10 protein-coding genes are annotated in these 12,598 nt (G+C 44.0%); 6 read left to right on the top strand and 4 right to left on the bottom strand.

From position 1 onward, the window contains the following. Positions 1–153 precede the first annotated feature (153 nt). Together A3IK_RS19670 and A3IK_RS0114750 are read left to right on the top strand one after the other, a co-directional pair. Positions 154–900: a hypothetical protein gene (locus A3IK_RS19670; protein WP_020560759.1), complete on the top strand. Its 747-nt coding sequence runs from the start codon at positions 154–156 to the stop codon at positions 898–900. An 8-nt stretch (positions 901–908) separates the two neighbouring features. Further along, positions 909–1,460, top strand: coding sequence for an RNA 2'-phosphotransferase (locus A3IK_RS0114750; RefSeq protein WP_020560758.1), 552 nt, complete (start codon positions 909–911; stop codon positions 1,458–1,460). Here A3IK_RS0114750 and dusB read toward each other — a convergent pair. Beyond that, on the bottom strand, positions 1,420–2,448 hold the full coding sequence (dusB, locus tag A3IK_RS0114745; RefSeq protein WP_026221002.1) for a tRNA dihydrouridine synthase DusB: 1,029 nt from the start codon (positions 2,446–2,448) through the stop codon (positions 1,420–1,422). The two genes, A3IK_RS0114750 and dusB, sit on opposite strands and share 41 nt — an antisense overlap. Before the next feature lie 264 nt (positions 2,449–2,712). Here dusB and A3IK_RS0114740 point away from each other — a divergent pair, with 264 nt between their 5' ends. Continuing rightward, positions 2,713–3,240 (top strand): GNAT family N-acetyltransferase, encoded by a 528-nt coding sequence (locus tag A3IK_RS0114740; protein ID WP_020560756.1) that lies wholly within the window; start codon positions 2,713–2,715, stop codon positions 3,238–3,240. A 163-nt stretch (positions 3,241–3,403) separates the two neighbouring features. Next, positions 3,404–3,739: a TusE/DsrC/DsvC family sulfur relay protein gene (locus tag A3IK_RS0114735; RefSeq protein ID WP_026221001.1), complete on the top strand. Its 336-nt coding sequence runs from the start codon at positions 3,404–3,406 to the stop codon at positions 3,737–3,739. Between the two features lie 52 nt (positions 3,740–3,791). On the opposite strand, the gene A3IK_RS0114730 is transcribed toward A3IK_RS0114735, so the two are convergent. After that, on the bottom strand, positions 3,792–4,418 hold the full coding sequence (locus A3IK_RS0114730) for a LysE/ArgO family amino acid transporter (RefSeq protein ID WP_020560754.1): 627 nt from the start codon (positions 4,416–4,418) through the stop codon (positions 3,792–3,794). A 111-nt stretch (positions 4,419–4,529) separates the two neighbouring features. On the opposite strand from A3IK_RS0114730, the gene A3IK_RS0114725 reads away from it, so the two are divergent. Beyond that, positions 4,530–5,423 (top strand): LysR family transcriptional regulator ArgP, encoded by an 894-nt coding sequence (locus A3IK_RS0114725; RefSeq protein WP_020560753.1) that lies wholly within the window; start codon positions 4,530–4,532, stop codon positions 5,421–5,423. Positions 5,424–5,560: 137 nt separating this feature from the next. Here A3IK_RS0114725 and A3IK_RS0114720 read toward each other — a convergent pair whose 3' ends face one another. After that, positions 5,561–6,970, bottom strand: coding sequence for a prolyl hydroxylase family protein (locus A3IK_RS0114720; RefSeq protein ID WP_020560752.1), 1,410 nt, complete (start codon positions 6,968–6,970; stop codon positions 5,561–5,563). A gap of 495 nt (positions 6,971–7,465) precedes the next feature. Here A3IK_RS0114720 and putA point away from each other — a divergent pair, with 495 nt between their 5' ends. Continuing rightward, positions 7,466–11,194, top strand: coding sequence for a bifunctional proline dehydrogenase/L-glutamate gamma-semialdehyde dehydrogenase PutA (gene putA, locus A3IK_RS0114710; protein ID WP_020560750.1), 3,729 nt, complete (start codon positions 7,466–7,468; stop codon positions 11,192–11,194). Between the two features lie 54 nt (positions 11,195–11,248). Here putA and A3IK_RS0114705 read toward each other — a convergent pair whose 3' ends face one another. Further along, positions 11,249–12,415 (bottom strand): phosphotransferase, encoded by a 1,167-nt coding sequence (locus A3IK_RS0114705; protein WP_020560749.1) that lies wholly within the window; start codon positions 12,413–12,415, stop codon positions 11,249–11,251. Positions 12,416–12,598 lie beyond the last annotated feature (183 nt).

Genomic DNA, 12,598 nt, shown 5'->3' with positions numbered 1-12,598 from the left:
ACTTAAGTTACTTGAGCCAAAGTAATCGAGTATTTCTTCCGCAGTCGCTGTGAATACCTCCCTGTACGCTACAAGGCGGCATCCTTGCCGCCAAGACTGCTCCAGAAATACCCGCTTACTTTGGTATACCTACTTATCCTATGGAGGACTGAGGTGAAATTAATAAAAATAGCGATTTTAGGGGTAATGTTGGGGTTAGGTTTTTTTAACGCTAGTTTTGCCGCAGAAAAAACGATTGGGGTTTTTGTAGCCTTAGCGGATAATGAGCATCAAGGTTTAGTACCCGTACCAAAAAAATTAGGTAATGGTTTAGATCCAGATAATAATTTATATTGGGGAAGTGCGGATGGTTTAAAAACCATTTTTGATAAAAGTAAATATTGGACATTGCTTGAAAAATCAGAAAATGATAGCTCTCATGCGGTTTTGCGTACTAGAGTCTATCAAAGTAAGCAATACCCCGCTAAGCTGATTGCAAAAGCATATAATGGTGCGTATATGCAGCAGGCTATTAGTGATTTTGAGCAGGCATTAGCGCATGATGAGTATGATTTAGTGGTATTCATTGGTCATAATGGTCTTATGGATTTTAATTTAAATCTTCCCGATCAAACAACTACTTCAGAGACAAATAAAAATCCCGCCGCCATGGTATTAGCCTGTCAAAGCAAGCAATATTTCAAAAGTCGTATTGAGAGTTTAGGTGGCAAGCCGACACTTTTAACTACACAATTTATGTACCCCGGCGCTTTTATACTGCGTGATGCCGTGAATGATTGGCTAAAAGGTAAGGATAGCAATACGATTCGTGCCAGTGCAGGCCGTGCTTATGCGCATAATCAAAACATATCAGTGAGGGCCGCCACGGGTATTTTTGCTAATTTAGCTGAAGTGAAGTAATCAATGCTATGATGAATGAAAAAGAGAAGATCCGCAAAGGTAAGTTTTTAAGCCTGATATTACGCCATGAGCCGAGTAAAATTAATCTCACCCTTGATCAGGAGGGCTGGGCTGCTGTGACGGAGTTATTGGCGCAACTGGCTAAACACCAGCATGCCTTAACTAGGGAGGAATTAGAGGAAATAGTGGCGACTAATAATAAAAAACGTTATAGCTTTAATCAGGATCACACTAAAATTCGGGCGAATCAAGGGCATTCGTTAACCCATATTGATCTGGGTTTAGTGCCCCAAATTCCACCTAAAGTCCTTTATCATGGTACGGCGACCCGTTTTCTAGGCTCGATTCTTGAACAAGGTTTAGTGAAAGGCTCGCGCCAACATGTTCACCTCTCTAGTGAGCCAAGCACCGCCCGCAAGGTTGGGATGCGCCACGGTAATCCAGTGATTTTAAGGGTTGATGCGGAACAAATGCAGCGCGATGGTGGGGTATTTTATTGCTCAGAGAATGGCGTTTGGCTTACTGATCATGTTCCTGTGCAGTATCTACAGGAAGAGTAGCACTACTAAAACTCGCCCCTTGTGCAATGAGTTCGGCTAAATACTGATCGGTTATTTGTGCCTGCCTAGCGGTACTGGTTTCGGCATTCATAGCAGCGCGAAAGGTATTGCTATTAGGCAAGCCTTGTGTGTACCAAGCAATATGTTTGCGTGCCATACGACAGCCGATATATTCATCATAAAAGCTATATAAATCATTGAGATGATTAAGCACTATTTCACGTACCTCAGTAAGCTCTGGTGGGGGAAGTACTTGGCCTGTTTGTAAATAATGCTGAATTTCGCGAAAAATCCACGGACGACCCTGTGCCGCTCGCCCAATCATCAGTGCATCGGCGTTGGTTTCTGCTAATACTTGTTGAGCTTTTTCGGGGCTATCAATGTCGCCATTAGCAATGACTGGAATGTTAAGCTCTTGTTTCACCTCAGCAATTAAAGCATAACGCGCATTGCCAGTGTACATTTGATCACGAGTGCGCCCGTGAATAGCCAGAGCAGCAATGCCTGCTTGCTCAGCAATTTGGGCAACTCTAATAATATTTTCTTTACCATAAGCAAAGCCTAGGCGGGTTTTTAATGTCACTGGTACATCTACCGCGTCCACGACGGTTTCTAGGATACGCTTAACTAAGTCCTCGTCTTGTAATAACGCTGATCCCGCTAGTTTTTTACAAACCTTTTTGGCGGGGCAACCCATATTAATATCAACAATCTGAGCACCATTCGCCACTTGATACCGCGCCGCCTCTGCTAATAAAGCCGGCTCTGATCCGGCAATTTGCGCCGAAATGGGGGCAAGTTCCCCGGCAAAATTGGCACGATAGAATGATTTTTTTTGAGCATATAAGGTGGCATCAGCGGTCATCATTTCGCTGATAGCATGCCCAGCACCAAAGTATTTGCATACGGTGCGAAAGGGGCGATCCGTAACACCTGCCATGGGGGCGACGATCAGATTATTTGTGAGGGTATAAGAGCCTATTTTCATGGGGGCAGAGTGTAGCAAAATGGGTTTGGTTTTTGCGATGTTTAGTTAGGGTATAAATGAAATGGTATATTGGTATAATTTTGGCTCTTTGGGATTTCCCGTGGTAATGCTGAATTTTTAATCATATTAAGAGCGAAATTTAGCAGACTGAACATCTCAACTTGTTGATTTCGTTAAGCAGAATTATCCAACAGAATAATGAGAAAGGTTCTCACCACGGAAGATCCTGAAGAGCCATAATTTTTTGCGACCAAGGTATAACAGATGATAGCTACAGAGCGTTTGATTTTACGCCAATGGAGAGCTAGTGATTACTTACCCTTTGCACAATTAAATGCAGATCCTCAAGTAATGGAGTATTTTCCGAGTTGCCTTACATCAGAAGAAAGCCATTTACGAGCACAACATATACAGCACTTAATTGAACAACAAGGCTGGGGCTTTTGGGCATTAGAGTTGAAAGCATCGGGAGCTTTTATAGGATTCACTGGCCTTAATCGCCCCACGGCTCCATTTGAGTTTAATCCTTGTATTGAGGTAGGTTGGCGTTTAGCCCGCGCCTTTTGGGGCTATGGTTATGCAACCGAAGCAGCACAAGCTGCTTTAGCGTTTGGCTTTGGAGAGTTACAGTTAACTGAAATAGTTGCCTTTACTGCGGTACAAAATCAACGTTCTCAAGCGGTAATGCAACGGCTAGGGATGAGCTATCATCATGATTTCTCGCATCCTCATTTAGCTGAGGGACATCCTTTAAATAAGCATTGCCTCTATAAAATAAGCCACAATGCTTAGTAATTGATTTAAGATTATGGATTAGTGCTCAAGGTATTACCCACTAGTAAAATAGCCAATGTCCACAAGGATGTATTATTTTGAATATCCCCAGAGTCCTATACGTTATTTTAACTTTTTCCTTGATAATGAGAGGGAATTAATTGATTCAGGGCTTAAAGCGATGCCTAGTATTTTGCAAACAGTGAAGCGTGATAATGAAGGGTATTTATTAAATCCAGACGATTGGTCAGAAACACTCATGGAGCAATTAGCCACTGAGCAAGCGCTTGTTTTAAGCGCAGAGCAACGTAGCATTGTATTGTTTATCCGTGAGTATTATGAGGCTAATGCTACCGTACCGGAGGCGCGTAAATTATTGAAATATATGCGCGAACAATGGGGAGAGGATAAGGGGACTCGCAAATACTTATATCAATTATTTCCCCATGGCTATGCCCAACAAGCGTGTAAAATGGCGGGTATGCGTAAGCCTTTAAAGCTGATGTTAGATGTATAATGGAGAAAAGGCAGAACTAAGAGAGTGTAAGATCTGCCTTTAGATAGGGGTTTTATGCCGCCGTAGCGTTAAGACTATTGATGACTAATAAAGCAGCTAATATCCACATAGTCGCTGCCACGATTAAGTCGAGAATGCGCCAGCTTTTTGGATTAGTAAACCAAGGTGCTAATAAACGCCCACCCCAGCCCAAAGTCGCAAACCAACATAAGGACGCTAAACTCGCTCCTAAGGCAAACCACCAACCCTGTGGCGCTGGTAGTTGCCCGCCAATACTACCTAGCAATATCACGGTGTCTAAATAGACATGGGGATTAAGCAAACTAAGTGCTAGTAGCGTTAGCACGGTGGTTTTTAAGGCCATCGGTTTTAGTTCTTGAGTGGACAAAGCCTGAGGTTTGAGGGCGCGTTGTAGTGCATAAGTACCGTATAAAGCTAAAAAGATCGCTCCACCCCAAGTAGCCACATTAATTAATAAGGGGTAGTGTTGAATCAACGATCCTAAACCCCATACCCCCGCCCAAATCAGAGCCACATCAATCGCAATACATACCGCTACCATGGCACCAATATGTTGATTTTTAATGGAGTTACTTAAGACAAAGGCATTTTGTGATCCAATAGCCACAATCAGACTACCACCAATACCAAACCCTTTTAATAATGCTAAACCGGACATAATGAACTACTCACTATTGAATCATTGATAGGTGCTACTATGCCGCGTGTAAAATATTTAGTAAATTTAATAATTTTTCATTATCTTTAATTATTCTAAAGGCTTTGCATAATGGATATTGATCTCAAAGGCTTAAGTGCCTTCATGGCGATTATACGTCAGGGTAATTTTGATCGAGCGGCTCAAGCTTTATTCATTACACCCTCGGCTATTTCGCAGCGCTTAAAGTTATTAGAGGAAAAGTTAGGGCAGACGTTAGTTATTCGCAGTATTCCCGTGCGCCCGACATTGGCAGGTACGGCACTGTTAAAATATGGGCAGCAATTAGAGCAATTGGGGCATATGTTAGAGCATGATCTACAGCCGAGTGCGCAACATGGCTGGCTGCATATGGCGATTGCGGTGAATGCGGATACTCTCGCGACTTGGTTACTGGAGTGCCTCGCTCCGTGGTGTAAAGTACAGCGGGTATTGTTGGATATTCGGGTGGATGATCAGGATCAAACTCATCATTTATTACAACAAGGCGAGGTATTAGCCTGTATTTCTGCTAGAGAAAAGGTCAGTCAAGGCTGTCGTTGTACGCCTTTGGGTAAGGTGCGTTATCAATTTACGGTGAGTCCGGCGTTTTATGCCGAGTATTTTGCTAAGGGAGTTAATAAAGAGACCTTATTAACCGCGCCTATGATACGTTTTAATTTAAAAGATGATTTACAGCATTATTATTTACGCCAGCATTTTCAACTAGAAGGGGAGGATTTCGCTCAGCATATTCTACCTTCGGCAGAGAGTTTTGTGCAGGGTTTAATTTTAGGTATGGGTTTTGGTATGGCACCCGAAATGCAGGTGCGTAAATTAGTAGAGCAGGGGCAGCTAGTTTATTTAACTCCTGATTTGCCATTGGATATTCCGCTGTTTTGGCATCAATGGGGTATTGAAACCGAATTAATGCGTAGCCTAAATAGCATTATTTTAGCGGGGGCGAAACAGGTGCATTTTTTATGATATGGAGTTTTAAAAAGTAAGTGGGTCTTTCTGGAGCAGTCTTGGCGGCATGGATGCCGCCTTGTAGCGTACAAGGACGTATTTACAGCGACTGCGGAAGAAAGACCCACTTACTTTTTTACCTATACGATTAGAGATCAGAGTGGTGCGGTGTGGGCAAAAATATTAGCATAATACTCACCCTCTAAAGGCTCAGGACGCCCGTGTTGTAAGCGTGCTGACTCGTAAAATATCACATCACCAGGCTGCATGGTGACCTTATGGATTTTGCCTTTATGATCTGCAATATGTAAAAACCAATCTTGATCGACTTGTTGAGCCACATTAATAATCATACTAACTTGATGGGTATCAATACGATCAACATGCATTTTTAAGGTAGCCCCGCGTTGATATTCTCTAATACCATAAATAGCACTCGGCTTTAGTTCGAGCTGAGTCCATTCTTCTAATAGGGGGCAAATAGTAGTGAAGATGGTTTGGCGTAATGCATCGCTTAGCTCAATCATTTTTGCCGGATGCCGCTCAGTCGTGGTTTGAATATAAGTACCAATAGAGTCATTAACTTCTAATACCATATTGGCTTTACCTTGTTGATAAAACTCGGTAATGGTTTGAAATAAATCATCAGGTAAACGGGTTTTCTTAAAGCCTTCAGGGGTGAAAAGGGGGAGTTGTTTATAAGGTAGGGATTTAAAAGGCGTAGTCATGAGGCCTTGTGTTCTAAACCATTTAGTAATAATGATTTTTTCGCCCTTAATCACGGGTTTTGCCCAATGCGCGGTATAGGGGTTTACCGCACCTGTAGCGGTGAGATTATTCCAGACCACCGCCCGACCGCGTTTAGGCTTAACTTCTACCTCTATGTCGGTAAAAAGCGTTTCGCCGCCTTCTTCCACATCGGTTAAGTAAATCATAAAAGTCCAAGTGCGTTGCCCCATATCACTGGCAAATTTTTCAAATTCCCATGTATTTGGCTCAAAATAATCGGTATGTTTTTTAAATTGTTGCCCGACTTGATAATACTGCCCTTGTGTTCCTTCTGAGCGCTCTAGCTCAATGCCCATATACTCCGCCATGCGTTGATCAATCATGTCAGTGAATGCATTAGGCTCATTGGATAATTCGCAGGTTTGGCTAGTACGAAAATATTTGTCGGGTTCATCGGGATTGGTAATGGTGGAGGGGCGGCAGCTATGCTTAATTTGAGCCGCTAGTGCGTCACACTCTTCAGCACTCAAGAAATCCTCAACCAAATACAAATGGACTTTATCCGAATCGACACGGGTAGCAAGAGGTAGTTGAATCGCATCGAGTGCTTGATACACTGCAGGCTCTGGCTTTTTAATGGGCAGAGTGCGCTCTATCACCTGATTCATCAGCGTACCCAACCCGGCAGTTTGTGGTAAGTATTGCATTTCATTCACAATGGTGATGGGATGAAAACCTGCTTCAAGCAAGATTTTGATCATGCCATCCTTATCACAACCGCGCGACATATTAAGCTGAACCCAGTCTTTCCAACTTTGATCCATTTGTGTTTGCATTGTAGACTCTCATTATTAATTATTAAGAACTATACAATCAGTATAAAACACCCCAGACACAACCTAAAAACAAACTGTACTAGCGTAGCGATACCGTGGATATACCTGCCAAATTATGCTAAAGCTTTATTAAGTTTACTAAATTAGTTGGATATGATGATGTTATACCGTCAATATAGCTTCGGGGTTTTGTTATTTCTAGCACTCTATTTATTTTCGCCTATGGTCTGGAGTAGCGACTTATCTCGCTTTACCGTGATTGCGATTGATAGCACTCAGCATAAATTAGATTTATATTTATATAATGAACAAAAAAGACCTTTTAAACGCTTTAATCATTTAGCCACTTGGCTTCAGTTAAGGTGTAGCCGAATAATGCGTTTGTTAGGATTAATTCATTATTATCCTCCATATTTTTCATTAGACTAACAGGGTAATATAACAAGTCTCTTATTTAACCTTGACTCTATTGACGCTCTTAGCGGAGGGGTTTATATGTCCTCAGTTACGTCCTTATCAGATCTTACCTTAATACGTAGTACCATTAATGCGGCTTGGTTTTGTGATGAAACCGAGGTAGTCAAAGCGCGTCTGACAGGGCAGGGTCTAGATACGGCGACCCGACAACGTATTACGGATTATGCCAGTCAATGGGTGCAAGCCTTACGTGCTGATCCGAACCCGAATTTAATGGAAAGTTTTTTAGCCGAATATGGCCTAACCACGGATGAAGGCATTGCTTTAATGTGTCTGGCAGAGGCCTATTTGCGTGTACCAGACACTCCCACTTTAGATGCTCTAATCCGCGATAAAATTGGCGGGGTCACCTGGACTCGACCGGACGGGGATTCGGAGTCACTGCTAGTCAATGCCTCTACTTGGGCTTTAATGTTGACGGGGAAAATTTTCCGCACAGAAAATAGCAGCCATAGTCTCGTCCATACCTTGCGTAAAATGATTCAACGTGTGGGTGAACCCGTCGTGCGTACCGCCGTAGGACAGGCTATGAAAGTGATGGGGCAGCAATTTGTATTAGGTCAAACCATTGAGGAAGCCTTTAAACGGGGGCAGCATCAGCTAGAGCAGGGCTACCTACACTCTTTTGATATGTTAGGCGAAGCTGCCCGTACCGAGGCCGATGCTAGGCGTTATTTTCGTGCCTATGCAAAAGCGATTAGTGCGATTGCTGAACAGGCTAAAGCATCTGAGGCACAAGATAATCCGGGTATTTCGGTTAAACTATCTGCCTTACATCCCCGTTATGAAAGTGTGAATCAGGAGCGGGTCATGCAGGAGTTAGTGCCGCGTGTGGCGGCCTTAGCCGAGCAGGCACGTAATGCGAATATTGGTTTTAATATTGACGCAGAAGAAGCCGAGCGTCTCGATCTCTCGCTGACCGTCATTGAGGCCGTACTACGCACCCCCGACCTTAAAGGCTGGGATGGATTTGGGATTGTGGTGCAGGCTTATGCTAAACATGCGCTTCCCACTTTACACTGGATTAAAGCCTTAGCCGTTGAGTTAAAACGTAAAATTGCGGTGCGTTTAGTAAAAGGAGCCTATTGGGATGCCGAGATTAAACAAGCCCAAGTGTTAGGTTTGCCAGCTTATCCGGTATTTACCCGTAAAACCTCAACCGATGTGTCTTATCTCGCTTGTGCGCGTTTTTTACTAGAGCAGTGTGATTACCTTTATCCACAATTTGCCACACATAATGCTCAAACTATGGCGGCTATCGTGGTGATGGCAGGCGAACAGCGCGGATTTGAATTTCAACGCTTACAGGGCATGGGAGAGGCTTTACACGAATTAGTGCATACTCAAACTGGACACCGTACCCGTATTTATGCACCCGTGGGGGTACATGAGGATTTACTAGCTTATTTAGTGCGGCGTTTATTAGAAAATGGCGCGAATTCTTCTTTTGTCCATCAATTACTGAATACCGAAATACCCATTGCCACCCTAGTATACGATCCGATTTTATATACAGAAAAGCTAGACGCTATTCCTCATCCCCATATCCCTTTACCTCCTGCCTTATTTCAGGCGCAAGGGCAGCCGCGTTTAAACTCTAAAGGTTTTAATATTAATCAAGTCCAGATGGCGGCTGAGCTAGAGCAAGGCATGCAAGCCTTTCAGAGCCAGCAATGGCGAGCAGCTCCGTTGATTAATGGACAAATGGGCGAGGGGCAAACTCATCCTAGGTTTAATCCAGCCGATGATAAGGATCAAGTGGGTGCCGTTACCGAGGCTACCTTAGAGCAGGTAGATTTAGCATTACAAACGACCTTAAATGCTTATCCGCGCTGGCGAGATACCTCTGTTGACTACCGAGCGGCACTACTAGAGGCTATTGCTGATCAATATGAGGCTAATAGGGGAGAGCTAATGGCGCTCTTGTCCCGCGAGGCCGGAAAAACACGTCTAGATGGTATTCTAGAGGTGCGGGAGGCGGTCGACTTTTTACGCTATTACGCTTATCAAGCCCGAAAGTCCTTAGGGCAAATGCAGGGACTTGGGGTATTTGTGTGTATTTCCCCTTGGAATTTCCCCCTCGCTATTTTTACCGGACAAATTGCAGCAGCTTTAGTGGCGGGCAATAGTGTCATTGCCAAACCTGCCGAGCAAACGCCCTTAATTGCTCAGTTTGCCGTGCAACTCATGCTAAAAGCCGGCTTGCCTGCCGAGGTATTAGCGCTATTGCCCGGAGCGGGGGCGGTTGTAGGTGCTGCTCTTACTCGTGATGCACGTATTGGCGGGGTATGTTTTACATGCTCTACAGATACCGCCACTCTCATTGATCGTGCTATGGCTAATGCGGGTAATGCGACCGCTCCCTTGATTGCCGAAACGGGGGGCATTAATACTATGCTGGTGGATTCAACTGCCCTACCAGAGGCCGCAGTACGCGATATTATTAACTCGGCTTTTCAAAGTGCGGGACAACGTTGCTCAGCCTTACGAGTTTTATGGGTACAGCGCGATATTAAGCCCAAAATAGTGGCGATGCTAATAGGTGCTATAAAGGAATTACGGATAGATAATCCTTGGCTGCCTGACACCGATGTAGGGCCGGTGATTGATGCAGAGGCTAAACAAATCATTAAGGAGCATTGTGCCGAATTTAATGCCCAAGGTAAGGTATTGTTCCAGCATCCTATAGGCGAGACAGCGCAAGGGTTGTTTGTTGCTCCCACGATGATCGAGTTAACCCATTTTAATGAGTTAAAGCGTGAAATATTTGGCCCCGTCTTGCATATCATAGCGTTTGATGCCGCTGAAATAGATGAGGTGGTGCAGCACATTAATGCTAGTGGTTATGGTCTGACAATGGGGTTACAGACTCGCTTGGATGATCGGATGGAAAGCATTATGCAAACCGCCCATGTGGGTAATCTCTATGTGAATCGTAATCAAATTGGTGCAGTGGTAGGGGTGCAACCGTTTGGGGGCGAGGGGTTATCAGGAACAGGGTTTAAAGCGGGGGGTGAGCATTATTTATTACGTTTTGTACAAGCGCCTGAAGTGATTAATCTTAAAGCACTGAGTCATATTCCTAATGAGAATAAATCTGTAACAACACAGGCGATAGAGGCGTTTGTTAGCCGTGCTAAAAAAGCACAACATCTTTGGGATAAAACGCCAGCCCAACGGGTGCATATATGTCAGCAAATTCTCAAGCAGCTCCCGCCGGCTTATGCTGCTGTCATAGGCACGCTTTTGGATCAAGTATTAGTCGGAGTTCAAACGGCGGTACAATTGCCTAGTCCAACCGGAGAGTCGAATCGTTTAACCTTACATGGACGGGGGATTGCCTTATGTTTAGGGGGCGGAGAATGGCCTGATGGTGCATTAGTGGTACAAACTCTACTGGCATTAGCGGCAGGTAATGCAGTGGCCTTACCAAATATCCCCTTGGCACACTATCTAGTGACTATATTGCAAGCATCTGGTGTAGATAAGCATTTAGTGGGAGTCGTTGAGTTAGGTTCGGATGAGCTGCAACCTATTAAAACCTTCCCGTCACTGTCTCTAGTGGCACGAGAGGGGAATGACACGACTTTATTAGCACTGCGGCAAGTATTGGCTCAGCGTTCAGGGGTACGAGTGCAATTGCTACAGCTCAAAGAGGGCTGGCAGCGTTTTTGTACAGAGCGAGTCGTGACGATTGATACCACCGCCTCTGGAGGCAATGCGTCACTACTCGCTTTGGCTACTTGAGTTCTTAGCAGTTTCAGTACTGTCAGAATATGAAGACAGTACTGGAATTCAATACTACACTATCACCTTTTCGGATAGTTCCAACAGCCAAGGTTGTAGTGATTTAGTAAGAGGATTTTGCTCGGCCCAACGCGCGGCACGAATACATAAGCGCTGTGCCATCGGTGCTAATTTGCCCTGTAAACCTAAGCGCCCCTCATACTCAGCCCAAGTTTGTTTACCCTTAGCGTCTAGAATACGCGCTAAGCGCACACAACTATGATGCACACCAAAGGCACGTAAATACTCATAGGCCACTTGATTAGGTATATTTCCGGCAAAATTATCTAACCAAGTATCAATCAGGCAATTTTCAGCATCAGGATAGTCTGGCACCGTTTCATCACAGAGTAGCCATACCATATCGTCACAAGGCATGCGCGCTCCGCAATGTTCCCAATCAAACCAACTCACTTGACCATTATGCAGCATAGCATTACTAGGGCGGGCATCCCATTTCACAAAGCGTGGATTTAATAATTGCAATTGATGATAAAGGGATTGCACGGGTAGTTTAGGGCAGGGTAGATTAAAGTACTGACCTAAGACGGCGGTACGGTCGAGCAAGGTAATGAGCCACTCATGTTCATAGCCAATAACAGGGGTACTAGTATGCAGCTCTTCATAATCGGCATAGAGGTGAATTTGATGGAGTGCATTGAGCGCCATGTCCATCCATTGTAAGTATTCAGCTTCTGAGGCGTGAAATAACATCGCAGACAAACGTTGTCCTGAGAGATCCTCTTGCAACATGACTAAACCATTATAAGCATAAAGCTGGGGAATGGGGGCGCTATGTCGTGCAAGGCGTTGTAAAATGAGCGCTTCATAACGGGAGCGGGTGGCATTTAAACGGCGGGTGGCAATGACGCTATTACCATCATCTAATAATAGTTTAAGCGTACTGCGATAAAAACCTCCCGGAAACTCTAAAGCAATGACCGATTTATTAATTAACTGCTGGCATAATATATTATAGCTTTGCAGTAATTGCGGGTCATGATAGGGTTTAGTGAGTTGGCGTTTAGGTTTTAGCGCTTTGGGTTTATTATAGTGCTGATAAATAAAAGGTGCTAAATCGCCCTGTAATTGCCCCCAATCTAAATAAGCAAGTTTATGAGCGCCACCAGTGAGGTAGTCATCAAAATGCAGCCGATTATAAAGATATGGAGTTTGTTGCATGGTGATTTAGCACTTATGTCAATAGGGTTTGGATATGTTCATTCTTTATATAAAGAAATGATAAAACAGCAATCTACTAGGCTTAAGGCGTAGGATTTCTGGTTATTATGCAGAGGAATAATGACCGAGTAATAAGCTCAGTGCGTGGGCGGTATTAATTTTCTTATACATGGAAAATTATAT

Source organism: Thiofilum flexile DSM 14609, assembly GCF_000380185.1.
Lineage (GTDB): Bacteria > Pseudomonadota > Gammaproteobacteria > Thiotrichales > Thiotrichaceae > Thiofilum > Thiofilum flexile.
Note: the sequence above shows the minus strand (reverse complement) of the source record. Positions and strands in the feature narration are given on the sequence as shown.